The 23,927-nt window shown below is 67.8% G+C and carries 24 protein-coding genes, 1 tRNA gene and 1 other RNA gene; 16 read left to right on the top strand and 10 right to left on the bottom strand.

Going from position 1 to position 23,927, the window contains the following annotated elements:
• Nucleotides 1-15: 15 nt before the first annotated feature.
• Entirely contained in the window at nucleotides 16-1,383 is a 1,368-nt protein-coding gene (locus tag ABD732_RS08920; protein WP_344782736.1) for an acyl-CoA dehydrogenase family protein, read from the bottom strand.
• Between the two features lie 148 nt (nucleotides 1,384-1,531).
• Here ABD732_RS08920 and ABD732_RS08915 point away from each other — a divergent pair, with 148 nt between their 5' ends.
• Nucleotides 1,532-2,038 carry an NINE protein gene (locus ABD732_RS08915; RefSeq protein ID WP_344782734.1) on the top strand — a complete coding sequence of 169 codons (507 nt, stop codon included), beginning with the start codon at nucleotides 1,532-1,534 and terminating at the stop codon, nucleotides 2,036-2,038.
• Nucleotides 2,039-2,040: 2 nt separating this feature from the next.
• A complete protein-coding gene (locus ABD732_RS08910; RefSeq protein WP_344782798.1) occupies nucleotides 2,041-2,700 on the top strand; it encodes an MBL fold metallo-hydrolase in 660 nt (219 codons plus the stop codon).
• A gap of 39 nt (nucleotides 2,701-2,739) precedes the next feature.
• Here the strand turns inward: ABD732_RS08910 and ABD732_RS08905 are convergent, their stop codons facing one another.
• The 3 genes from ABD732_RS08905 to hisN form a co-directional block, all read right to left on the bottom strand.
• Nucleotides 2,740-3,072 (bottom strand): VOC family protein, encoded by a 333-nt coding sequence (locus tag ABD732_RS08905; protein WP_425553015.1) that lies wholly within the window; start codon nucleotides 3,070-3,072, stop codon nucleotides 2,740-2,742.
• A 124-nt stretch (nucleotides 3,073-3,196) separates the two neighbouring features.
• A complete protein-coding gene (locus ABD732_RS08900; protein WP_344782730.1) occupies nucleotides 3,197-3,712 on the bottom strand; it encodes a GNAT family N-acetyltransferase in 516 nt (171 codons plus the stop codon).
• Nucleotides 3,713-3,793: 81 nt separating this feature from the next.
• A complete protein-coding gene (gene hisN / locus ABD732_RS08895; protein WP_344782728.1) occupies nucleotides 3,794-4,594 on the bottom strand; it encodes a histidinol-phosphatase in 801 nt (266 codons plus the stop codon).
• Nucleotides 4,595-4,613: 19 nt separating this feature from the next.
• Here hisN and ABD732_RS08890 point away from each other — a divergent pair, with 19 nt between their 5' ends.
• The 10 genes from ABD732_RS08890 to ABD732_RS08845 all read left to right on the top strand — a co-directional run bounded on the left by ABD732_RS08890 (nucleotide 4,614) and on the right by ABD732_RS08845 (nucleotide 13,374).
• Nucleotides 4,614-4,973 carry a hypothetical protein gene (locus tag ABD732_RS08890; protein WP_344782726.1) on the top strand — a complete coding sequence of 120 codons (360 nt, stop codon included), beginning with the start codon at nucleotides 4,614-4,616 and terminating at the stop codon, nucleotides 4,971-4,973.
• Nucleotides 4,974-5,003: 30 nt separating this feature from the next.
• The gene (prfB, locus tag ABD732_RS08885; RefSeq protein ID WP_344782724.1) at nucleotides 5,004-6,119 is read left to right on the top strand and encodes a peptide chain release factor 2; all 1,116 of its coding nucleotides are present in this window, start codon (nucleotides 5,004-5,006) and stop codon (nucleotides 6,117-6,119) included.
• Nucleotides 6,103-7,050, top strand: a complete 948-nt coding sequence (locus ABD732_RS08880; protein WP_425553012.1) for a mechanosensitive ion channel family protein — start codon at nucleotides 6,103-6,105, stop codon at nucleotides 7,048-7,050. The genes prfB and ABD732_RS08880 overlap by 17 nt, the downstream gene beginning before the upstream one ends.
• On the top strand, nucleotides 7,047-7,604 hold the full coding sequence (locus ABD732_RS08875; RefSeq protein WP_344782718.1) for a hypothetical protein: 558 nt from the start codon (nucleotides 7,047-7,049) through the stop codon (nucleotides 7,602-7,604). Before ABD732_RS08880 ends, ABD732_RS08875 begins: the two co-directional genes overlap by 4 nt.
• 49 nt (nucleotides 7,605-7,653) lie before the next feature.
• Nucleotides 7,654-8,340, top strand: a complete 687-nt coding sequence (gene ftsE, locus ABD732_RS08870) for a cell division ATP-binding protein FtsE (RefSeq protein WP_344782716.1) — start codon at nucleotides 7,654-7,656, stop codon at nucleotides 8,338-8,340.
• A gap of 15 nt (nucleotides 8,341-8,355) precedes the next feature.
• On the top strand, nucleotides 8,356-9,261 hold the full coding sequence (gene ftsX, locus ABD732_RS08865) for a permease-like cell division protein FtsX (RefSeq protein ID WP_344782714.1): 906 nt from the start codon (nucleotides 8,356-8,358) through the stop codon (nucleotides 9,259-9,261).
• A gap of 31 nt (nucleotides 9,262-9,292) precedes the next feature.
• A complete protein-coding gene (smpB, locus tag ABD732_RS08860) occupies nucleotides 9,293-9,766 on the top strand; it encodes an SsrA-binding protein SmpB (RefSeq protein ID WP_344782712.1) in 474 nt (157 codons plus the stop codon).
• Nucleotides 9,763-10,533, top strand: coding sequence for a hypothetical protein (locus ABD732_RS08855; protein ID WP_344782710.1), 771 nt, complete (start codon nucleotides 9,763-9,765; stop codon nucleotides 10,531-10,533). Before smpB ends, ABD732_RS08855 begins: the two co-directional genes overlap by 4 nt.
• Before the next feature lie 97 nt (nucleotides 10,534-10,630).
• Nucleotides 10,631-11,002, top strand: a transfer-messenger RNA (tmRNA) gene (gene ssrA, locus ABD732_RS08850).
• A 683-nt stretch (nucleotides 11,003-11,685) separates the two neighbouring features.
• Nucleotides 11,686-13,374, top strand: a complete 1,689-nt coding sequence (locus ABD732_RS08845; RefSeq protein ID WP_344782708.1) for an AMP-binding protein — start codon at nucleotides 11,686-11,688, stop codon at nucleotides 13,372-13,374.
• A 330-nt stretch (nucleotides 13,375-13,704) separates the two neighbouring features.
• Here the strand turns inward: ABD732_RS08845 and ABD732_RS08840 are convergent, their stop codons facing one another.
• The 6 genes from ABD732_RS08840 to ABD732_RS08815 form a co-directional block, all read right to left on the bottom strand.
• Nucleotides 13,705-15,351 (bottom strand): long-chain fatty acid--CoA ligase, encoded by a 1,647-nt coding sequence (locus ABD732_RS08840; RefSeq protein ID WP_344782706.1) that lies wholly within the window; start codon nucleotides 15,349-15,351, stop codon nucleotides 13,705-13,707.
• Nucleotides 15,352-15,536: 185 nt separating this feature from the next.
• Complete coding sequence (locus tag ABD732_RS08835; protein ID WP_344782704.1) at nucleotides 15,537-17,306, bottom strand: oleate hydratase; 1,770 nt, start codon at nucleotides 17,304-17,306, stop codon at nucleotides 15,537-15,539.
• Nucleotides 17,307-17,391: 85 nt separating this feature from the next.
• Nucleotides 17,392-18,252: a 3-hydroxyacyl-CoA dehydrogenase gene (locus ABD732_RS08830; RefSeq protein ID WP_344782702.1), complete on the bottom strand. Its 861-nt coding sequence runs from the start codon at nucleotides 18,250-18,252 to the stop codon at nucleotides 17,392-17,394.
• 142 nt (nucleotides 18,253-18,394) lie between these two features.
• Nucleotides 18,395-19,465, bottom strand: a complete 1,071-nt coding sequence (locus tag ABD732_RS08825; protein WP_344782700.1) for an ABC transporter permease — start codon at nucleotides 19,463-19,465, stop codon at nucleotides 18,395-18,397.
• Nucleotide 19,466: 1 nt separating this feature from the next.
• A complete protein-coding gene (locus tag ABD732_RS08820; RefSeq protein WP_344782698.1) occupies nucleotides 19,467-20,303 on the bottom strand; it encodes an ABC transporter ATP-binding protein in 837 nt (278 codons plus the stop codon).
• Nucleotides 20,304-20,340: 37 nt separating this feature from the next.
• Nucleotides 20,341-20,928, bottom strand: a complete 588-nt coding sequence (locus ABD732_RS08815; protein ID WP_344782695.1) for an alpha/beta fold hydrolase — start codon at nucleotides 20,926-20,928, stop codon at nucleotides 20,341-20,343.
• A 56-nt stretch (nucleotides 20,929-20,984) separates the two neighbouring features.
• Here ABD732_RS08815 and pgm point away from each other — a divergent pair, with 56 nt between their 5' ends.
• From pgm to ABD732_RS08795, 4 genes are all read left to right on the top strand, one after another.
• The gene (gene pgm / locus ABD732_RS08810; protein WP_344782693.1) at nucleotides 20,985-22,628 is read left to right on the top strand and encodes a phosphoglucomutase (alpha-D-glucose-1,6-bisphosphate-dependent); all 1,644 of its coding nucleotides are present in this window, start codon (nucleotides 20,985-20,987) and stop codon (nucleotides 22,626-22,628) included.
• 20 nt (nucleotides 22,629-22,648) lie between these two features.
• Nucleotides 22,649-23,386, top strand: a complete 738-nt coding sequence (locus ABD732_RS08805; protein WP_344782691.1) for a DsbA family protein — start codon at nucleotides 22,649-22,651, stop codon at nucleotides 23,384-23,386.
• A gap of 93 nt (nucleotides 23,387-23,479) precedes the next feature.
• A tRNA-Ala gene (locus tag ABD732_RS08800) sits at nucleotides 23,480-23,552 on the top strand.
• Between the two features lie 184 nt (nucleotides 23,553-23,736).
• The gene (locus ABD732_RS08795; protein ID WP_344782689.1) at nucleotides 23,737-23,925 is read left to right on the top strand and encodes a hypothetical protein; all 189 of its coding nucleotides are present in this window, start codon (nucleotides 23,737-23,739) and stop codon (nucleotides 23,923-23,925) included.
• Nucleotides 23,926-23,927: the final 2 nt, after the last annotated feature.

The following is a 23,927-nucleotide window of genomic DNA, read 5'->3' as shown; positions in this document are numbered from 1 at the left end:
TGTCGCCCGTCGTCCTCAGAGGACGACGATGCCCTCGCCGATGCCGGCGCCGCGCAGGTCGCGGTACCAGCGCTCCACCGGGTGCTCCTTGGTGAATCCGTGTCCACCGAGCAACTGGATACCGTCCAGGCCGATCTGCAGGCCCTTGTCGATGGTGAGCTTGCGGGCCAGCGCGGCCTCGCGGGCGAACGACAGACCCTGCTCGGCGCGGGAGGCGCCACGCAGCGTCACCAGTCGGATGCCGTCGACCTCGGTCGCCATGGTGGCGACCATGAAGGCCACCGCCTGGCGGTTGGAGATCGGCTCGCCGAAGGCCTCGCGCTCGTTCACGTAGGGGATGACGTAGTCGAGGACGGCCTTGGCGGTGCCGGTGGCCAGGGCCGACCAGCCCAGGCGCGAGAGTCGCACCACGTCGGTGTAGGCGGCAGCGGCGTCGTCGAGGTCGTCGCCGCCGACGATCGCGTGCGCCGGAACCGAGACCTTGTCGAGCACCAGGCGGCCCATGCCGGCGGCGCGCAGGCCCATCCCGGGGTCGGCCTCGACGGACAGGCCGGCGGTGTCGGACTCGACGATGAACAGTGCGGGACGACCGTCGAGCACGGCGCCGACCAGGAACAGCTCGGCGTTGCCGGCGTTGGGCACGAAGCTCTTCACGCCGTCCAGGCGGTAGCCGCTGGGGACGCGGGTGGCCTTGGTGTGCAGGTTGAAGGCGTCGAACAGGGGGCGCGGCTCGGCGATCACCACGGCCGAGGCCGGAACGTCCTCGCCGGCGAAGTCGGGCAGGTAGGTCTTCTGCTGGGCGTCGGTGCCGAAGTTGGTCAGGGTGGTGGCCACGCCGCTCGGCGCCAGCAGCGGCAGCGCCAGACCCATGTCGCCGTAGGCCATCGCCTCGGCCACCAGGGCGTTGGTCACCACGCCGCGCTCGGCGGCGGCCCCGTCGAAGGCCTCGGGCACGTTGATCATCGTGATGCCCAGCTCGGCGGAGCGCTTGACCAGTTCCTCGGGGGCAGCCGCGGCGTTGTCGGCGTCGTAGGCGGCCGGCCGCAGGATCTCGGTCGCGAAATCGCGGACGGTCTCGGCGATCATCGACTGCTCGTCGTCCGGGTTGAGGTTGAAGTATCCCTTGGGGCTCACCGTGGGACGCTCCGGCGCACCGCCGCCGCCGGCCTGCGCGAAGGCCCGGTTGGCTGCGCCGAGGGTCTTGAAACCGGTCTTGGTGGCCTCGTAGGCGACGCGGTTGATCGGCTCGCGCAGCTTGTACTTGTCGGCGAGCTCCGAGCCGGTGATGGCGGTGAGCGCGCGCATGGCAGCGCCGATGGGGCTGCGCTTGTGCGGCTGGGAGCCCACGGAGCTGGTGTCGCGGGGTTCGGTCTTCTCGGTCATGGCTGCAATCTCTCGACGTCGGACAGATGGTCGGTTCCGGCGGAATCTTACTCCACAGTAAGAACAGACCTTACTCTTGGGTAAGGAGGTTGTCGAGATCAGGGACTCGGCGTGTGGGGGCGCCCGCCTGGCTCTACGCTTATGAACCATGACACAACCACCGCAGTCGCCTCCGCCGTTCGGTTCGCAGGGACCGCCTCCGGGCTTCGGGACGCAGGGACAACCGTACGGAGCGGGCCAGCCCGGTCAGCCGGTGCCGGGACAGCCGGCAGCGCCGATGAACGATGCCGGCGGCGGCTTCGTCGCCGTCCTCAACGGTCAGGAGGTCGGCCCGCTCTCGCCGCCCGACCTGAAAGCACTCACGCTCAGCGGCCAGGTGCGCTCGACCACCCAGATCCGCGACGTGCGCGGCGGCAACTGGTTCCAGGCCGGCGCCATCCCGGGCCTGTTCTCCGACAAGGAGTGGCTGGTCACCATGCTGCTGTCGCTCTTCGTCGGCGGCTTCGGCGTGGACCGGTTCTACCTCGGTTACACCGGTCTGGGCGTCGCCAAGCTGTTGACCTGCGGCGGGCTGGGTATCTGGTCGATCATCGACTTCATCCTGGTGGTGCTGCGCAAGATGCCCGATGCGGAAGGACGCGCCCTGAGCGCATGAGCATGAAGATCACGTCGTTCGGTCATTCCTGCGTGCTCGTCGAGGTCGCCGGCGCCGCGATTCTCTTCGATCCGGGGAACTTCTCCGCCGGCTTCGAAGGTCTCACCGGGCTCGATGCCATTCTGATCACCCACCAGCATCCCGACCACGCCGATCAGGCGCGGCTGCCGGACCTGGTCGCGGCCAACCCGGACGCGGTGCGCTACGCCGATCCACAGACCGCCGCCATCCTCAACGCGGACGGCTCGATGGGGCAGTGGTCGGTCCTGGGGCCCGGCGACACCATCGGCCTCGGTGACCTCACCGTCCGCGGCACCGGCGGCCGGCACGCGGTGATCCACCCGGACATCCCGGTGGTCGACAACACCGTCTACATCCTGGACGCGCCCGGCCGGCCCGCCGCCTTCATGCATCCCGGGGACAGCTTCTACATCCCGTTCGAGCGCATCGACGTCCTCGCCCTGCCGGCGGCGGCGCCGTGGATGAAGCTGAGCGAATCGGTCGACTACCTGCGCGGGGCCGCTCCGCGCACGGCGTTCCCGATCCACCAGGCGGTCCAGTCCGACCCCGGCCGCGCGATCCACAACTCGCGGATCGACGAGATGAAGCCCGACGGCACCGAGTTCGTGATCATCGAGCCGGGCGAGTCCCGGGAGTTCTGACCGGCCGAGACCACCGGCCGGCGTGACGGCCGGTGCGGCCTACTTCCCCAGCGACTTGTAGAAGACGATGCCGTTGCCCTGGTTGTCGTAGACGACGGCGCGGCGCTCATGGGCATCGTCGTAGGGGGCGGTCACCATGCCGCCGCCGGCGGCCACGGCTTCGGCGGCCGAGGCGTCGACGTCGTCGGTCTTGATACCGACCACCACCTTGCCGGGGATCGGATGGTCCACCGGGGTGGCCAGCGCGATGGTGATGCCGTTGCCGTCGAAGGCGGCGAAGTGCGCGCCGTCCCGGAACTTCAGCGTGAAGCCGAGGGTCTGGGTGTAGTAGTCGATCGAGGCATCCAGGTCGTCGGTCGACAGGATGATCATCTTGGTGTCGTGCTGGGTCACGTCGGCTCCTCGTGGCGGGTGTTCGCCAGTGGCGATCGGTACAGGCCCACGCTAGCGCCCGAGAGTGTCCGGCGTCCGGCGAAACGGTCTGGGCGGCACCGCCTCACGCACGGACGACGGCCTTGCGCATACAGACGCGCGGCCACTGATCCAGACCCGCCTCGGCTTCCTGTGCGCGGATGCGGCGCAGCCCCGCGGTCTCGCGTTCGCGGCCGATCACCTCGAACCCGCATCGCAGGTAATACGGCGCGTTCCAGGGCACCGACAGGAAGGTCGTCAGCGTGACCGCCGGAAGCCCCCGGTCCGCGGCCTCGCGCTCGGCGCGCGCGATCAGCGTCCGCCCCAATCCTCGACGACCGTGGCTGGGCAGTACCGAGAGCTGCTCGATGTGCAGGTTGCCGTCGACCTCGTCCGCGACCAGGTAACCGGCAGGCCCGGTCTCGTCGTCGGTGACCACCCATGCGAGCCCGGCTCGCTGGTGCTCGGCGAGCCGCTCCACCGACGGTGGCGGATCGTTCGCGATCTCGGGCATGGACACCTCGTGGAAGAGCCGCCCGGCGGCGACCTCGATGTCTTGCAGGACCGGCAGATCGTCGGAGCAGACATCACGGATGTACATCCCGCCGTTCTAGCAGAGGAAGCCGCCGCCCGCTCGCGGCGGCGGTGCCGTCGTCTCCGCCGCGGCCGCCGGCTGTACGGCTCAGCGCAGGGCGGCGAGGACTTCGGAGTGAAGCAGTCCGTTGGTGGCGACGGCACTGCCGCCGGCCGGTCCCGCGGTGCCGTCGAGGGCGGTGAATCGGCCGCCGGCCTCGCGCACCAGGACGTCCAGCGGCGCCAGATCCCACAGCGACACCTCGGGCTCGGCGGCGATGTCCACCGCACCTTCGGCGACGAGGCAGTAGTTCCAGAAGTCGCCGTAGCCGCGAACCCGCCAGACCGCGTCGGTGAGGCCGATGAACTGCTCCCGGATCCCACGGTCGGCCCAGCCGGACAGGCTGGAGAAGGCCAGTGACGCCGACGCCGGCGAGCCCACCTTCGACACCGAGATCGGTCGGGGTTCACCGCCCCCGACTGCGGTGTACGCACCCTGTCCGGCGGCGGCCCACCAGCGGCGGCCCAGCGCGGGAGCGCTGACCACGCCGACCACCGGCACGCCGTCCACCAGCAACGCGATCAGCGTCGCCCACACCGGAACGCCGCGCACGAAGTTCTTGGTGCCGTCGATCGGGTCGATCACCCACTGCCGGCCGGCCGGCACGGCGTCGCCACCGAACTCCTCGCCGAGGACGGCGTCACCGGGACGCTCCTGCGCCAGCAGATCGCGCAGCAGTCGCTCGCACGCCAGGTCGGCGTCGGTGACCGGGGTCAGATCGGGTTTGTCGTCGACCTGCAGGTCCAGCGCGCCGAAGCGGGTCGAGGTCAGGCCGTCGGCCGCGTCGGCCAGCCGCAGGGACAGTTGCAGATCGGCCGCAAGATCGTCGGCAGCGGGGATCGGGGTCATGATCGCTTAGGGTAGACCCATGCCGACCTGGATCACCGTGGTGTTCATCTTGCTGATCGCCGCCACGCTCGCGTCCTTCTTCTTGGGCCGCGGCCGCATGGCGAGCTTCGGCAAAGGCGGGGCCGGGGGTGCCGGATACGCCAGCGGCACCATGACCGTGACCGGCGTCAGCTCGCGCGGCGACGCCGACAAGAACGGGCAGGCGTACTTCACACTGTCGGGCACCATCATCGGCCCCGACACCCCGCCGACGGAGGTCTACGGCTCCCTCGTCCTGGGCTCGGGAGACCCCGACCCGTCCGTCGGGCAGGAACTGCCGGTGGTCTACAAGCCGGGCAAGGCGGCCACCACCTGGCGGTTCGTCACCTCGCAGGAGTGAGGGCACCGCGAGTCGGTACGCTGATATGTTGTGCACCCTGAAGTCTCTCCTGATCTGGAATCCCTGAACGCCACCCTCACCACGGTTGAGAAGGTGATGGATCTCGACGAGCTCCGCAGCCGGATCTCCGAGCTGGAGATGCAGGCTTCCGACCCGGACCTGTGGAACGACCAGGACCACGCGCAGCAGGTCACGAGCCGTCTCTCGCACGCCCAGTCCGAACTGCGGCGCGTCACCGAACTCCGCAGCCGCCTCGACGACCTGCCGGTGCTGTACGAGCTGGTCGACGCCGAGGAGGGGGAGGCCCGCGAGAGCGCCCAGGCCGACGCCGATGCCGAACGCCGCCAGCTGCGTGTCGACATCGAGGCGATGGAGGTCAAGACCATGCTCGCCGGCGAGTACGACTCGCGCGAGGCCGTGGTCAACATCCGCTCCGGCGCCGGAGGCATCGACGCCGCCGACTGGGCCCAGATGCTGATGCGGATGTACATCCGCTGGGCCGAGCAGCACGACTACTCCGTCGAGGTCTACGACACCAGCTACGCCGAAGAAGCCGGTATCAAGTCGGCGACCTTCGTCGTGAAGGCCCCGTACATGTACGGCACCCTCTCGGTGGAGCAGGGCACCCACCGGTTGGTGCGGATCAGCCCGTTCGACAACCAGGGCCGCCGCCAGACCTCGTTCGCCGAGGTAGAGGTGCTGCCGGTGGTGGAGACCACCGACCACATCGACATCGACGAGAACGAGGTGAAGGTGGACGTCTACCGCTCCTCGGGGCCGGGCGGCCAGTCGGTGAACACCACCGACTCGGCGGTGCGCCTGACGCACCTCCCTACCGGGATCGTCGTCACCTGCCAGAACGAGAAGAGTCAGCTGCAGAACAAGGCGTCAGCCATGCGCGTGTTGGCCGCGAAACTCCTCGAACGCAAACGCCAGGAGGAACGGGCCCAGCTGGACGCGCTCAAGAGCGATTCCGGGTCCAGCTGGGGCAACCAGATGCGGTCGTACGTGCTGCACCCCTACCAGATGGTCAAGGACCTGCGGACCGGTGTGGAAGGCAACAATCCGAGTGCGGTGCTCGACGGCGAACTCGACGAGTTCATCGAGGCCGGCATCCGATGGCGCATGAATGACGATGAGGACTGACCTTCTCCTGGCCGCGACCGACGAGGTGGACTACATCACCTCCAAGCTCGGTCTGCCCGAGTGGACCAACTTCTTCGAGGAGTGGCTGGCCACCAAGGGCCTGAACATCGCGATCTGGATCCTCGGCGGCATCCTGGCGATCCGTTTCGTCCGCTGGATGGGCAATCGCTACGACCTGCGTGTGGACAAGCGGTTCGACCGTTCGGACGCGATCGTGCAGTCCGAGGACGCCAAGCATCAGCGGGCACTGGTGGACGTGGTGGTGTGGACCTTCATCGCGCTGATCGTGGTGGTGGTGGTCTTGCACATCCTGTCGATCTTCGGCGTCCGGTTCAGCACGCTGGTCGGTCCGTCGGCGGTGGTGGGCGCCGCGCTCGGCTTCGGCGCCCAGCGGGTGGTCCAAGACGTGCTCGCCGGCTTCTTCATCGTCGCCGAGCGGCAGTACGGGTACGGCGACGTGGTGCGGCTGACCATCACCAGCGCCTCGATCGCCGAGGGCACCGTCGAGGACGTCACCCTGCGCGTGACGCGGCTGCGCACCAGTGACGGTGAGATGATCATCGTGCCCAACGGGCAGATCCTGAAGGTGGACAACCTGTCGCGGGAGTGGGCGCGCGCCGTCGTCGACGTCCCGGTGCCCGCCGACGCGGACATCACCATGGTGACCGACACCCTGACCGCGGTCGGCAAGGCCTTCTACCGCGACCCCGACTGGCACCGGCTGCTGCTCGACGCCCCGGCCCCGCTGGGCGTGACGGACCTGGAACTGGACGCGGTGACGGTCCGCATGGTGGCGCGCACGCTGCCCGGCAAACAGTTCGACGTGAGCCGCGCGCTGCGCGTTCGGATCGTGCAGTCGCTGGCCCGCAGCGGTATCAAGGTGGCTGCGCGGTCACCGGAGTCTCTCAGCGGATCGGAGCAGACCCGATGACCGACGACCCCGATGGCGGGCGGAACGACGGCGCGCGCCGCCCCGACGACGCCCCGACGGCGCCGTTCGATCCGCTCGACGACGAACACTTGCTGACCACCGACGAGATCGATGCGATCGCCGAGGAGAAGTCCGAGGAGGAACCCGGCCGCCTGGAGCGCGTGTGGCACCGGATCGACCACGTCTGGCACACCCGCGTGCGCACGACCACGGCGATTCTGGTGGCGGCCTTCTTCGTTTGCGTGGTCGGCTACGGCTACGCCACCGACTACTACGGGGTCGCACCGCAGACCGTCAATGAGCAGCAACAGCAGCGGCGGGTGACGCCCGAACCGACCACCAGCGAGTTGCCGGAATCGACGGTGTCCGAACGGCCCAGCGTCTCCGAGACCACCGAAGAGACCGAGTCCGAGTCCGAGTCCAGGCAGTCACCGTCCTCGACCAGCACCACCACCGGACCGTTCGACTTCCTCAACCCCAACAACCGGACCGAGTCGCCCTCGCCGTCGCCGGATTCCGACAGCGCGCCGACACAGAGTGTTCCGGCGCGTTGACGCCCCACCTGAGCGGGACTCTCAGGCGCCGTGTTTACACTTCGATGCTGTGATCAAGCTGTCCGACGTGACGATGCAGTATTCGAAGTCCAGTCGACCCGCGCTGTCCGAACTCTCCCTCGAGATCGACAAGGGAGAATTCGCGTTCCTCATCGGGCCGTCCGGATCGGGCAAGTCGACGTTCTTTCGTCTGCTGCTCAAAGAGGACAAGCCGACGACCGGTGACGTCTGGGTCGGTGACTTCCACGTCAACAAACTCAAGGCGCGCCGGGTGCCCAAGCTGCGCCAGTCGATCGGCTGCGTCTTCCAGGACTTCCGGCTGCTGCAGCAGAAGAACGTCGCCGACAACATCGCCTTCGCTCTCGAGGTGATCGGCAAACCGGTCTCGACCATTCGCGAGACGGTCCCGGAGGTCCTGGAGTACGTGGGGCTGTCGGGCAAGGCCGACCGGATGCCCTACGAGCTCTCCGGCGGCGAGATGCAGCGGGTGGCCATCGCGCGGGCCATCGTCAACCGCCCCGCGGTGCTGCTGGCCGACGAGCCGACGGGCAACCTGGATCCGGAGACCTCCGAGGAGATCGTCGAGGTCCTGGACCGGGTGCACCGGCGCGGAACCACCGTCGTGATGGCGACGCACGACCGGCACATCGTGGACGCGATGCGCCGGCGGGTAATCGAATTCGACAACGGCCGGCTCGTGCGCAACGACGAGTACGGCGTCTACGGCATCGGATAGGGAAGCGGTAGCGACGTGCGAGTCAATTTCATTCTGAGCGAGGTCTTCAACGGCTTCCGCCGGAACCTCACGATGACCCTGGCGATGATCCTCACCACGGCGGTGACCCTCGCCATGCTGGGCGGCGGTCTGCTGGTGATTCAGATGGCCGACAAGAGCCAGAAGATCTTCCTGGACCGGGTCGAGATGCAGTTCTTCATCAACGACGACGTCACCGCGGCCGACGGCGACTGCACAGAGGAGCCGTGCGCGCAGGTCAAGCGGGAGCTGGAAGCCGAGCCCGGAGTGGCCTCGGTGACCTACATCAGCAAGCAACAGGCGTACGAGACGGCCAAGGGCGCCTGGGAGGAGAGCTCGCCGGAACTGGCCGAGTTCATCCGCCCCGATCCGTATCAGGCCGCGCTGCGCGTCCGGATGGCCGACGCCGAGCAGTTCGGCGCCGTGCTGGACAAGTTCGAGAGGGCGCCCGGCATCGACGGTGTGCTCGACCAGCGTGACCTGGTGAAACGAATCTTCAGCGTTCTCGACGGTGCCCGCAACGCCGCCTTCGTGGTGGCCGCGGTGCTGGCGGTGGCGGCGATCCTGCTGATCGTGAACACGGTGCAGATCGCGGCCTATACGAGACGCACGGAGGTGTCGATCATGCGTCTGGTCGGCGCCACCCGCTGGTACACGCAGCTGCCGTTCCTGCTGGAAGCGGTGGTGGCGGCCGTCATCGGTGCGCTGCTGGCGATCGGCGGGCTGTTCCTGGGGAAGATATTCTTCTTCGACAAAGCGCTCGACGACCTCTACGGTGTGAACATCTTGGCGCGCATCACGGCGGCGGACGTCTGGTTCGTCTCACCATGGCTGCTGTTGACCGGCATAGTGCTCGCGGGCGTCACCGCCTACGGCACGTTGCGCGTCTACGTCCGAGAATGAGTGTTGCTGACAACGGCTGAAGGAGTGTGCGGTGCCCAGGGAGAAGGGGCGGTCGGTGATCGCCAGCAACCGGAAGGCGCGGCACAACTACACCGTCCTGGAGACCTACGAGGCCGGGATCGTGCTGCGGGGGACCGAGGTCAAAGCGCTGCGCGAGGGCAAGGCCTCACTGGTCGACGCCTTCGCCACCGTCGATGACGGCGAGGTGTGGCTGCACGCCCTGCACATCGCCGAGTACGGGCACGGGTCGTGGACCAACCATCCGGTGCGCCGCAAGCGCAAGCTGCTGCTGCACCGCCGTGAGATCGATCAGCTGATCGGCAAGGTGCACGACGGCAATCTGACGCTGGTGCCGCTGCAGATGTACTTCTCCGACGGCTACGCCAAGGTCGAACTGGCGCTGGCCCGCGGCAAGCAGGCACACGACAAGCGCCGGGACATCGCGGAGCGAACCGCCAAGCGGGAGGTTGAGCGCGAGCTCGGCCGTCGCGTGAAGGGCATGTGATCGCGCTGCGCCGCGCCCTGTCCTGTTTGGTCGCGATGGTCCTCGGGGCCGTCGTCCTGGCAGGCTGCGCCGACGAGATCCCGGAGACGGCCACCGCCGAGGTGCCGCCGGTCCTCGGTGTCGAGGTCGGCGGCGTCGATCCCTGCGCCACCACGACCGAGCAGATCCGTGCGCAGGCCGACGCGCTGGTGGGGCGAGGCCTGCGGGAGGCCGGCTACACCGCGCTGCTGGTGCCGTGCGACGAGCCGGTGCCGGCCGTCGACGACGTCGCGCTGCGCGACGAACTGGCCGGCGACGGACTGACCGTGGAACGGGTGAGTGTGGACGACGAACGGGTGGCCCACACCATCCCGGCCGGCGTCGCCCCGGAAGTGCTGCGCACCGCCATCACCCGGCGGGTGATGCTGGCCTGGCCGCTGGTGTTCAGCGGCGACGTCGCGCGACTGCCGGACGAGAACATCGCACTGATCGGCAACCGCGAGGTCCTCGACCTGGCCCTGGACGATAAGCGCCGCCCCGGCGCCCCGGTCGGCGACGACCAGGACGTCTACTCCCGTGCGATCGGCGAGGTGGGGCTGCTGGTCTCGCTGACGCGGAGGGGCGACCAGCCCGGGGAGATGTCGGTGTCGATCGCCGACCTGAATCTGGCCGGCGCCGACTCCGTACCGGCCACCGACATCTGGACCGGTCGTCGCCTGCACTCGGTCGACGGCTCGCTGTCGGTGCCGCTCGCCCCCGGCGACACCGCCCTTCTCACCATCGGCTGACCGGCCCCGCTCGTCGCCGGTCTCGTCCCGCCGGGATGATTTCTCCCGCGCCGCGGGTTAGTATGGGTAGTCCACCAGCAATGGTGGGACCTACCACGGGGCTGATCGGTTTCGACTACGTGCATCGAGGTAGGGGAAGCGTGTCGGTGCAGGCTAGAGACCACCGTAAGCGTCGTAGCAACCAATTAAGCGCCGATTCCAATCAGCGCGACTACGCACTCGCTGCCTGATCAGCGAGGCTAGTCTGTCGGCCCGGGTGGTGTTCCCGCACCCGGATGCCGGCATCAGCTAGGGGACTCACCGTCGTCGCCGGTCGCGGGCGAAGGCGGGACATCAAACAGCGACTGGGATCGTCATCCCGGCTTGTTCGTGAGACCGGGAGATCCAAGTAGAGACACAGCGGACTGCACACGGAGAAGCCCTACTGAAGTGACGGAGGACCCGGGTTCAATTCCCGGCAGCTCCACGAGACGGTGCCCCCGGCCAGCAGGCCGGGGGCACCGTCGTATCCGGGCGCCGCGGCGCCGGCTCGAGGCCGGAACATGCGGGAGAGTCGGGTCTCTTTCCGGTTTCGGGTACTGGTCGCGGTGGGCGTATGCACCGTACGCTCGAGACAGTTCAGCGGCTTGCCCCTACCGCTTATAGGGGCAAGCCGCTGAACGTCCTGCTGGTACCGGCGATCAGAAGCCGATGATCATTCCTGGAATTATCGCCAGGATCAGCTGGCCGAGGCCGCCGATCAAATTCACGATGTCGGAGAACATTTACCTGTCACCTCCCTTCTTCAGATCGATCCCGACCGGTCAGCGGTTGTCAGGCTGTCACAGACCGCCGCCCCAGATGAATCCCCACCAGTTGCCCATGGTGCTGAACACCAAACCGATGAACTCAGTGAGTGTCTCCATCGTGACTCCTCTTCCTATTTCCTACCCGCGGCCCGGGAGTGAGTCGTCTTTGTCACCATAACTGGGACTTGCGGTGGCGCCGCATACAATTCATCAAATCTGAGACGGCGCATTGTCAATGTGCTAACCGCGCTGACCTGGGAAAGGATTGCGGCGACTGCGGTGACAGCGCGCGGGAGCCTCCGCGGGGGCGCCGACCCCCCTTCGGAGGGGTACGTGATCGCGGCGCGATCGAGATACTGGAGCTATGACGAGCAACACAGATCTCTACCGCGCAGGCCGGGACCGGATGATCGACCTGGTGGCCGATCGCGAAGCCGGCGACGACTATCGGTGGCCCGAACTGACCGGCCGATTCAACTGGGCGATCGACTGGTTCGACGCCGTCGCCCGCGGCAACGACCGGATCGCGCTGTGGATCACCGAGCAGGACGGCTCGGAACTCAAGGTCACCTTCGACGAGATGGCGCAGCGGTCCGACCGCGTCGCCACCTGGTTGCAGCAGCGGGGGATCGGCAAGGGCGACCGGGTACTGCTGATGCTCGGTAACCAGGTGGAGTTGTGGGAGGCGATGCTCGCGGTGTTGAAGCTCGGCGCGATCGTCATGCCGACGACCGGCGCCCTGGGCACTCAGGATCTCCGCGACCGCATCGAGCGCGGCGGCGTGCGCGGCGTCATCGTCAACCGCGGCGACATCGGCAAGTTCGACGTGATCGCCGACGACCAGCTGCGCATCGTGGTCGGCGGGGACACGGACGGCTGGCATTCCTACGCCGACGCCGGCGCCGTGGAATCGGCCGGACCGTTCGCCTCCGTCACCGAGGTGGGCGACCCGATGCTCATCTACTTCACCTCCGGGACCACGAGCAAGCCCAAGATCGTCGAGCATTCCCAGACCAGCTACGCGGTCGGCCACTTCACGACGATGGCCTGGATCGGTCTGCGGCCGGGAGACGTTCACCTGGCGATCAGCTCCCCGGGCTGGGCCAAGCACGCCTGGAGCTGCTTCTTCGCGCCGTGGATCGCCGAAGCCACCATCTTCATCTACAACTACGGACGCTTCGACGCCGCCGCGCTGCTGAACCAGTTGCGGCGCGCGGGGGTCAACACCTTCTGCGCCCCGCCGACGGTGTGGCGCATGCTGATTCAGGCGGACCTGGGGCCCCGGCCGGAGGGGCTGCGCGAGCTGCTCGGTGCCGGTGAGCCGCTCAACCCGGACGTGATCCACCAGGTGGAGCAGGCCTGGGGCCTGACCATCCGCGACGGCTTCGGACAGACCGAGACCACCCTGCAGATCGGCAACCTGCCGGGCCGGCCGGTGAAGGCCGGATCGATGGGCCGGCCACTGCCGGGCGTCGCCGCGGTGCTGGTGGACCCGATCACCGGACGGGAGTCCGACGAGGGGGAGATCTGCCTCGACCTGTCGACGCGACCGGCCAACCTGATGACCGGCTACGTCGGTGACCCGGAACGCAACCGCGAGGTGATGGCCGGCGGCTACTACCACACCGGTGACGTCGCCCAGCGCGATGAGAACGGCGACATCACCTACATCGGCCGGACCGACGACGTCTTCAAATCCTCGGACTACAAGGTGTCGCCGTTCGAGCTGGAGAGCATCCTGATCGAGCATCCGGCGGTGGTGGAGGCCGCGGTGGTCCCGCAGCCCGACGACACCCGGCTGTCGGTCCCGAAGGCCTACGTGGCGCTGGCCGACGGATGGGAGGCCACGTCCGAAACCGCCCGGGTACTGCTCGAGTACTGCCGCGACAACATGGCGCCGTACCTCAAGATCCGTCGCGTCGAGTTCTTCGACCTGCCCAAGACCATCTCCGGCAAGATCCGCCGGGTGGAGTTGCGCAACCGCGAGGACCAGGCGCACCGGGAGGGTGAGCTGATCACCACCGAGCACCGGTACGAGGACCTCATCAGCTGAGAACCCGCAGAAAGCGACAGTCCCCTGCACGCGCTAGGCGCGTGCAGGGGACTGTCGTGAAAGCTCGTTACGGCGTGCCGGAGAAGACGTTCAGCAGTGCGCCGAGCACGTTCGGGTTGTCTTGCAGGATGTTCCAGAGAGTCTGGTCAAACATGAAGTGAGTTCCTCCCATTCATCTGTTCGGACTACTACAGAGTAGCGAGGTCGTCGGCTTCGCGCAGGTTCACCCCGCACAGTCCGGCCGATACGGCGCCCACGCCCGCTCGTGATTCCGCCCTGAACAGCGAGATCCCCAGACCGCCGGGGCAGTCTGGGGATTCGCTGAGAATGTCAGAGCTCGAGGCCGTTCACCACCTCGTACAAGCCCTCCGCGTAGTGCTGGCGCACCCGCTTCTTGTCGAACTTGCCCACCGAAGTCTTCGGGACCTCCTCGCCGAACGTCCAGCGCTCGGGCACCTGCCAGCGCGGCACTCGCTCCTGGAGCCAGGCGCGGGCGCCTGCCACGTCGAGCGTCGAGCCCTCCTTGACGACGGCCAGCACGAACGGGCGCTCGTCCCACTTGGGGTCGGGCACGCCGATCACCGTGCACTCGAGGATGTCCGGGTGGCCGGCGATCACGTTCTCCAGGTCGACCGACGAGATCCACTCGCCGCCGGTCTTGATGATGTCCTTGGTGCGGTCGACGATCGTCATGTAACCGTCGGGGCTGATCGTGGCGACGTCACCGGTGCGCAGCCAGCCGTCGTCGAACTTGGCCGGATCGGAGACGTTGCCCTCGGGCGAGTAGTACGCACCGGTGATCCACGGACCGGCGACCTCGAGTTCGCCGCTGGCCTCACCGTCGTTGGGCAGGACGTTGCCGTCCGCGTCGACGATGCGGGCGTTGACCGGGGCCGGGAAGCGGCCCTGCGTGACGCGGTAGGCGAAGGCCTTGTCCTCGTCGTCGACGCCGGCGGGCACGCGGGCCACCGAGCCGAGCGGGGAGGTCTCCGTCATGCCCCAGGCGTGCACGATCGGGGCGCCGTACTCGTCGAACTTCGTGATCATCGACGGCGGCACCGCCGAGCCGCCGACCACCACTTCGCGCAGGTGCGAGATGTCTTGCGGTGCGGCCTCGAGCAGCGCCGAGACACCCGACCAGATGGTGGGCACGGCCGCGGCCATCGTCGGCCGGGCCTCCTTCATGATCGTGAGCAGCGGCTCGGGCTGCAGGAACCGGTCCGGGTGGATCAGGCTGGCGCCGCACATCAGCGCCGCGTACGGCATGCCCCAGCTCATCGCATGGAACATCGGCACGATCACCAGCGAGGTGTCGGCGTTCGACAGGGCCATGCCCGCGGTCGAGATCACCTGGAACGAGTGCAGGTAGATGGAGCGGTGCGAGTAGACGACGCCCTTCGGGTCGCCGGTGGTGCCCGAGGTGTAGCACATGGCCGCCGCGGCGCGCTCGTCCAGTTCGGGCCACTCGTACTGCGTCGACTCGCCTTCGAGCAGCTCGTCCCAGGAATGCACGGTGACGCCCTCGGGGGCGGTGAAGGCATCCTTGGGGCCGTTGACCACCACGACGTCCTTCACCGACGGCGCCTCGGGCACGTAGTTCTGCAGCAGCGGGGCGACGCTGGCGTCGACGAAGACCACCTTGTCTTCGGCGTGATTCATGATGTAGATCGCCTGTTCCGGCGACAGGCGCAGATTCAGGGTATGCAGGACCGCGCCCATCGACGGCACGGCCGCGTACAGGGTCTGGTGCTCGTTGTTGTTCCACATGAAGGTGGCGACGCGGTCGCCGATACCGATGCCGAGCTTGGACAGCGCATTGGCCAGGCGGGCGGACTGGTCGCCGATCTCGGCGAACGATGCGGTGCGCAGCTCAGAGCCGGTCCAGGTGCTGACCGTCGACTCCGGATAGAACTTGCGGCTGTGCTCGAGCAGGCTGCTGATGGTCAGCGCGCCTTCCTGCATCGTCGACTGGATCATGGGAAGGGGCTCCTTCGGTCGTGGCGCCCGCGAGCTGGACGCCGGTTCGCATCACCGAGCATAGTGATCTACTTCACGGTATCGGGGATCGGGTGACGGCGGGAGACGACGCCCGCGACGGGCTCCGGATACGCACGACGGCCCCGCCCGGCAGGGGCCGGGCAGGGCCGTCGTGGTCCGGAAGATCAGGGCTCGGCGATGATCTTGTACTCGCTGAGCAGCTTGCCGACTTCGTTGCCCTGCAACTTGCCGTACAGCTTCTCGCGCAGGAAATGGGGGCCGGGAAGTTCGGTCTCGGCTCCGTCCCGCAACCGTGCCGTCGCATTGAGCAGCTGACGGACGTCGTAGGTCGAGCCGTACACCTCGGGCACGCCGCGTTCGAGGTCGAGCAGGGTGTAGACGGCTTCCATCGGGGTGCGCACCGAGTACTCGGTGGTGAAGATGCAGTCCCGGCTCGGGCTCTCGGAGAACTGGCCGATGAAGGCGAAGTTGACCGCTCCCGCCGGAACCACGTCGGGCCGGTCGCCGGCCTGACGCGGCATGAAGAACGCGGTCACGTAGGGCATCATGCACGGCACGGCTTTCGCGCCGGTCGCCGCGAGCTCGTCGATCTGATTCTCCGGAACTCCCATGTGGTAGAGCCATTCGCGGGTGATCTCCTCGCCGGTGCACTCGGAGATCGACTTTTTCACGTAGTCGCCGTCCACGTCGGAGAACAGTGCGTACACCCAGACGACGATCTGATCGTCAGGCTGCTGCTTGAAGTGGGGTTGACGATTGACGGTCCAGCTCATCAACCAGCTCGAGTCCTTGGCGGTCACGATGCCGCCGGTCACCACCTTGCCGCTGAACGGGTCGCGCTTGCAGATCTTCTGGATGTACTCGGGGATCCGTTTGTCCAGCGTGGTGACCGTGCACGATTCCCACTTGGTCGCGTCGATGTCGCCGGCGAAGACGTCGGGCCGACCGAAGGCGGGGTCTTTGGCGGCGATGGTCCGCCACAGGTCCCAGGCCGGGGCGGGCCCGGTGTTGAGCTTCGCCGGGGTGTGGTGGTCGCCTTCGTCGGAGTTCTCGGTCAGCGAGCCGATCGTCATGAACACAAGGTCGTCCGGCCCCAGATCGGTGACCCCCGCCTCGCCGTTGTGCGTCCAGTGGATCGCAGTGGCCTGCTTGCGTGTTCCGTCGATGTCGAAGTCGACGTCGGTCACGGTAGTGGAGAACTGGAACGTGACGCCCTGGTCCAGCAGCCAGCGGTAGAGCGGCAGCACCAGCGACTCGTACTGGTTGTACTTGGTGAACTTCAGGGTCGACAGATCCGGCAGACCCTTGATGTGGTGGATGAAGCGGTGCAGGTACAGCTTGAACTCGAGTGCGCTGTGCCACTCTTCGAAGGCGAACATGGTGCGCCAGTACAGCCAGAAGTTGCCGTCCAGGAACTCCTTGCTCATCACCTCGTCGATGCGCTTGTTCTCCATCTCCTCACGCGTGGCGAGGAAGACCTTCAGCAGATCCTTCTGGGCCCGGTCGGTGAGGGCGAACTTGAAGTCGGTGTGCGCATCCTGCCCCTGGTCCATGGTGACGCGCTGCATCGAGAAGTTCGGGTCGTCGTTGTTGAGCCAGAAGAACTCGTCGAGGACGCTGGCGCCGTCGATCTCCATCGACGGGATCGACCGGAACAGGTCCCACAGACACTCGAAGTGGTTCTCCATCTCGCGGCCGCCGCGGATGACGAACCCCTTCTTGGGTTCTTTGATGCCGTCCAGGGCGCCGCCGGGCAGGTCGAGTTCCTCGAAGATGGTGATCTTGTCGCCGGCCATCTGACCGTCCCGGATCAGAAACGCCGCACCGGCCATCGAGGCGAGCCCGGCTCCCACGAACCAGGCGGTTTTGTCGTCGACGCCTTCAGGCTTGCGCGGACGTGCGAAAGCCTCGTAATTTCCTGCGCTGTGATGCATGAATCTCCCCAGTCATTGAATCGAACGATAGGAGAACCCCGTGAATTCCGGGGATTCTTAGATACTGCCGAAAACGGCGAGTCGGTTACTTCTTGTAGTCGTAGAATCCGCGGCCGCTGGCGGCGCCGAGGTAACCCTTGTCGATGTAGTTCGTCTTGAGCCATTCGGCGAGTTTCTGCTGTTCCGCATCGCCGGCCATCATGATGTTGTACGGCGTGTTCAGTCCGATGATGTCGTAGATCTGGAACGGTCCCAGTGGGGCGCCGGTCGCGATCCGCCAGACCTCGTCCGCGTCCTTCGGCTCGGTGTACCCGCCGGCGACCAGCTCGGCGGCGGCGCCGAGGAACGGCACCAGGAGTGAGTTGAGGACGTAACCGGCCTTCTCCTTGTGCATCTCGATCGGAACCATGCCGATCTGCTTGGCGAACTCGACCACCTGATTGAACACATCGGGGCTGGTCTGCGGGGTGCCCATTATCTCGGCGGTGTTGAACTGCCAGACCCGGTTGGCGAAGTGCATCGCCAGGAACCGGTCGGGTCGGCCCGAAGCCGGAGCGATGTCGCTGGGCAGCAGCGTGGACGAGTTGGTGCAGAAGATGGTGTGCTCGGGTGCGGCCTCGTCGAGCTTGCCGAAGGTCTCCTGCTTGATCTTGAGCACCTCGGGCACCGCCTCGATCGCGATGTCGGCGTCGGCGGCAGCGGTGGCCGTGTCCGAGTGATAGGAAATGCGTGCCAGCGTGGCGTCGACCTTGGTTTGGTCGGCGTCCTTCACCTCGTTGAGGTAGGTCTTCGCCAGCTCCGGGAACGTCGTGTTCTTTGCTTTTTCAAGGATTTCGTCGGTGATGTCGTACACCGCCACCTCGAAACCGGAATAGGCGGTTTGAAAAGCTATCTGTGAGCCGAGAACGCCGGTGCCGAGCACGATGACTTTGCTGATTTCACCCATGGCGTCGAGCCTAATACTTCCGCCCGAGAATTGTCCTGCCGTCACACGGAATTGACTGCAGCCCCCCCCGGGCGAGCGGCGCCACACCGATTCGATGCCGGATCGGGCCCGCTTCGGTGGTGCTGCGCTCGGGAGGGACCGTTCAGGCGACCCGGACGCCCTTGGGCAGCTTCCCGGCGGGGATGCGCAGGCGCCGGGCGGCGACGAGAAGCCCGGCCGCGCCCACGGCCACGGTGAACAGCAGGCCGATGTACCAGTTGCGGCCCACGAAGCGACTCTCGTAGCGTTCCCGCATCTGCCAGAAGTCGCCGTCTCCGCACCGCGCGGCGGCGATCATCTCCCCGCTGCGCGCCCCCGACAGCACGCGGGCACCGTCCTGGGGCACCGACGGTGACCCGCCGAAGCCCCAGTACCGGTGTGTCTCAGGAGTCCCGGCGGCCAGTGTGTCGGCGACGATGAGCACGGGGTTGGGGGTCAGCAGCCACCAGATCCGCTCGCTGTGGGTGAAGGTGCGCTGCTGCGGGCGGTCGACGCAGGTCGACCGGGGAGCCGTATCGGAGTCGGCTGGCGACCGTTCCCACCGATAGTCCGCGGCGACGACGGTGTACTCGCGTTGGGTCGACGGCAACGCCAGACCGAAGACGGCGGGCAGCCCCACCAACAGCAGCAGAACGGTGGCCAGGGTCAACATGGTCGAGGCCGTCGGACGGGTGGACAGTGCCGAGAAGCCGAGGCCGATGGCGCAGTAGGAGCCCAGCAGCAGAGCGGTCACGACGATCGCCAGGATCGAGAACCCGATGGAGCTCGGGGCCGACACCACGCCCCAGATCAGGTAGGGCGAGGCCAGAACGATGAAGATCAGTGACGCCAGCCAGGCGCCGAGGAACTTGCCAAGGGTCAGCTCCCAGGCGGTGATCGGGGTGGCCTGGACGACGGCGAGGGTCGCCTCGCGCCGGTCGCCGTTGATGGTGGCGGCGCTGATCGCCGGGGCGCCGATCATGCCGACGAACAGCACGGTGCCCAGCGCGATGGTGAGCAGCTCGCGCGACCACTCGGTGTAGGTGCCCGAATCGAGGGTGGCCAGGTACAGGGAGGCGAAGACGATGGCGCTGATGAGTGCGAACAGGGCCAGCGCGGACCACTTCCAGCGGGTCGAGCGGATTCGCTGGCGCAGCTCCAGCACGGTGATGACGCGGACGGCGGTGAGGTTCATGTCAGGTCCGATCCGCGTGCAGTTGCAGGTACGCCTGTTCCAGCCCGGACGAGACGCGGGTGAACTCGGCGACCGGCAGGCCGTCGGCGAGCAGTGCCGCCAGATGGGCAGCGGCGGCCTCGTCGTCGTCGAGGGCGACCAGCTGCGCCTCCGACTCGGGTTGGCCGGCCAGCCGGACCCGCCAGCTCGCGGTGGTCGGGCCGGCGGGCTCGGTGGTTCCGCCGACCATCAGGACGACGTCGTCGGCCAGTTCGTCGAGCTCGGTGAGGATGTGCGAGGAGACCACGATCGCGGCGCCGGCCCGGGCCGCGGCGCGCAGCTGATCGCGCAGCTCGATCCGCGAGCGCGGGTCCATACCGGAGGCGGGTTCGTCCAGCAGCAGCAGGCGCGGCCGGTTCACCAGGGCGCGCGCCAGACCGAGACGCTGCTTCTGTCCGCGGGACAGCTCGCTGGCCGGGCGGCGGCCGTGCTCGGACAGGTGGACCAGGGCGAGCAGTTCGTCGGCGCGGGCCGCGGCGTCGGGCGCGGGCATGTCGTACAGGCGGGCGAAGGTCACCAGGATCTCGTGCGGGGTCAGCGAATCCCAGGTGCCGAAGACGTCCGGCATCCACCCGCACGCGGCGCGCAGGGGGCCGTCGCCGGCCGGTGCGCCGTCGAGCGTGATGGTTCCACCGTCGGGCTTCAGGAGTCCGGCCAGGAGCAGGAGCAGCGTGGTCTTACCCGCGCCGTTCGGGCCGACCAGTCCGGTGATCCGGCCCGGGGTCAGGGTGAGATCGGCGTGAACGACTGCCGGGTGCTTGCCGAATGCGCGGGACAGCCCGCGTGCCACCAGGGTCATGGCGACACCATACGGCGGGAGAAGGGCGGCCGGGCGATCAGCGCCGGGTGAGGGCGCCGGAGATGAAGTCGAGGGTCCGGCCGTGCCACAGACCGAGGTGGTCGAGCATGGCGTGACCGCCGCCGGGTACGGCGACGAACTCCGCTTCCAGGCCGCGAGCGGCGAGTTCGGCGATGCCCTTCGCGGTGCGGTGGGGACGGGTCACGGTGTCGTTCTCGCCGTGGATGGCCAGCACTCGCGCGCCGTCGTGGATCGCGCGCCAATCGGCGAACTGCCACCACGGGGCCAGTGCGAGGATGTCGCTCACGCGCTCGTCGGCGCCGAGCTGGGCGACGATCCGGCCACCCATCGAATGGCCGATCAGGGCGACGGGGGTGTCCGGGTAGCGGGCGGTGAGCCGGTCCAGGGCGGCGCGCGCGTACGGCATCGGGCTGGCCTGGCCGCCGTTCCAGCCGTAGACGCGGTAGGACGCCTGATGGACGCGGACCGCGGCCCCGAAGCGCGCCTGGATCGACAGCCCGAACGGGTACATGCGCAGCGCCGACGCCTGGGTGCGCGAGAACGGGCGGTAGCTGAAGTCGGTGCCGCCCGGGAGTACCAGTACCGCGAGCTTGGGGGAGCGCATGGTCAGCACCCTAAGGCATGCCCGGCCGTCGCCGACCGGTGGCAGAATGCGGAGGTATGGCACACCCGCGGGCCGGCACACCGGCGCTCGAAGAGGACCTGATCGACGTCGCTGCGACCGAGCGCGCCTACTACGACATCACCCCGGATCCGGCAGACCCGGACCAGCAGGTGGTGTTCGGCACGTCGGGACACCGGGGCAGCAGCCTGAACGGTGCGTTCAACGAGGATCACGTGCTGGCCATGACCCAGGCGATCGTCGAACACCGGGCCGCCGCGGGCATCGCCGGACCGGTGTTCATCGGCTTCGACACGCACCTGCTGTCGATCCCGGCGTGGCGCAGCGCGCTGGAGGTGCTGGTGGCCAACGGCGTGCCGGTGATGACGGCGGTCGACGACCAGTTCACCCCGACACCGGCGGTCAGCCGCGCGATCTTGAAGTACAACGCCGACCATCCCGGGATCCTGGCCGACGGGATCGTGGTGACGCCGTCGCACAACCCGCCCGCCGACGGCGGCTTCAAGTACAACCCGCCCAGCGGCGGACCGGCCGACGGCTCGATCACCGAGGCGATCGCCGCCCGCGCCAACGAACTGCTGGCCGGCGGGCTGCGCGAGGTGAAGCGGGTCCCGTTCGCGCAGGCGCGGGCCGATGCGCTGGTCACCGAGTATCCGTTCCTGGACGAGTACGTGGCGGCCCTGCGCGAGGTGGTCGACATGGACGCGATCGCCGCGGCGGGGATCCGGATCGGCGCGGACCCGCTGGGCGGAGCCTCCGTCGCGTACTGGTCGGCGATCAAGGACCACTACGGGCTCGATCAGATGACCGTCGTCAACCCGGAGGTGGACCCGGCCTTCGCGTTCATGACTCTCGACACCGACGGCAAGATCCGGATGGACTGCTCGTCGCCGAACGCGATGGCCTCGCTGATCTCCCAGCGCGAGTCGTACGACATCGCCACCGGCAACGACGCCGACGCCGACCGGCACGGCATCGTTACCGCCGACGCCGGGCTGATGAACCCGAATCACTACCTGGCCGTGGCCATCGACTATCTGTTCACGCACCGGCCCGACTGGGCGGCCGGCACTGCGGTAGGCAAGACGCTGGTGTCGTCCTCGCTGATCGACCGAGTGGTCGCCGGGATCGGCCGTGAACTGATCGAGGTCCCGGTGGGGTTCAAGTACTTCGTCGACGGGCTGGCCGACGGGACCATCGGCTTCGGCGGCGAGGAGAGCGCGGGGGCGTCGTTCCTGACGCGCGACGGCCGGGCGTGGTCCACCGACAAGGACGGCCTCATCATGGATCTGCTGGCCGCCGAGATCCTCGCGGTGACCGGCAAGACGCCCTCGCAGCGGTACGCCGAACTGGCCGAGCAGTACGGGTCCAGCGACTACGCCCGAATCGACGCGCCCGCCGGCCGCGAGCAGAAGGCGAAACTGGCGGCGCTGTCGGCCGATCAGGTCCAGGCGAGCGAGCTGGCCGGTGAGCCGATCACCGCGATCCTCACCACGGCGCCCGGTAACGGGGCGCCCATCGGCGGTCTGAAGGTGACCACCGAGAACGCGTGGTTCGCAGCCCGGCCGTCGGGCACCGAGGACGTGTACAAGATCTACGCCGAGTCGTTCCTGGGCCCCGACCATCTGGCGCAGGTGCAGGCCGAGGCGCAGCAGCTGGTCGACTCGGTCCTGGCCGGCTGACTGCCGCTAGAGTCGAGCGCGTGAGCAAGAAGAAGGCGCCCGAGCCCAAACAGGCCCCCGGCTACACGCCGAAGGCGACGTCGAGCACGTCGACGTACGTGCTGATCGGCGTCGCCGCCGTGGTCGCGGCCCTGATCATCGGCGGCCTGGTGTGGAGCAACAACAAGTCGTATCCGCCGGTCGAAGATGAGGTGCTGGCCGAGAACGCCTCGTTCATCGTCGGCAACCCCCGTGCGTCCACGACGGTCGACGTCTTCGAAGACCTCACCTGCCCGCACTGCAAGGAGTTCGAGGCGCAGTCCGGGCCTGCCCTGGCGGCGGCGGCCGAGGCGGGTCAGCTCCGCGTGCGCTATCACCTGCTCACCTTCATGGACGACCAGTCGCCGTCGGGCAGCTACTCTTCCCGCGGCGCCGGCGCCCTGCTGTGCGTCGCGCGGCACGGCGACGTGCAGGTGTGGAACCGCGTGCACGCGGACCTGTTCGCCCGGGCCGGCGGCGACGACGATCCGAGCAACGCGCAGATCGCGGAGTTGGCGGGGCAGGCCGGAGCCACCGAGGAGGCGCGCACCTGCATCGCCGACGGCGCGCTGGTCGCCGAGGCCACGGAGATGGGGGAGGCCTCGCAGCAGCAGCTGAGCAATTCGAACAACGGCCAGGTCGCCACACCGACCGTGCTGGTCGCCGGATCGCCCGTCACCGGAATCCTGGACGGCGACGCCTGGGTCGGCGAGCTCATCACCGGCGGACCCTCCAGCTGACTCCCGCCGGGGTCCTGACCTGACGATTTGGCCGCGCTTCGCCGATTGGGGTAATTTAGCTAGCGCCCCTCAAGGGGCTGCACAACTGAACACGGGGCTATGGCGCAGCTGGTAGCGCACCACACTGGCAGTGTGGGGGTCAGGGGTTCGAGTCCCCTTAGCTCCACCCCGCGCACAAGGCTCGAACCCTTGCCAACGGCATCGTTGGCTGGGGTTCGGGCCTTGTCGCTGTTCTGGGTCCAGTTGAGCGCGTTGGCGTTGACCTCGGGGTCGAGGAGCATCTCGAAGGGCCGGTTGTTCTCGACGCGGAGTTCGTCGTCTTCGTCGATGTAGACCTTGGTGAAGAAGGCTTGGTTGCACAGTCGTCGGTTGGCGTCGTCGCAGCGCTGGTAGATGTCGGCGCAGTTAGCCAGAAGTCCGAGGGCATCGTCGAGATGGGCGCGGGCGTCGGCGTAGTCGCCGTGGTGGGCGTCGATACGCCGGTTGAGGCCGTCGAGTTCGCCGAGGATGCGGTCTTGTTCTCGTTTGAGGACGGGTAGCG

Source organism: Gordonia caeni, assembly GCF_039537105.1.
Classification (GTDB): domain Bacteria; phylum Actinomycetota; class Actinomycetes; order Mycobacteriales; family Mycobacteriaceae; genus Gordonia; species Gordonia caeni.
The sequence above is the reverse complement of the archived record's forward strand: the minus strand, read 5'-3'. Positions and strand labels throughout refer to the sequence as shown.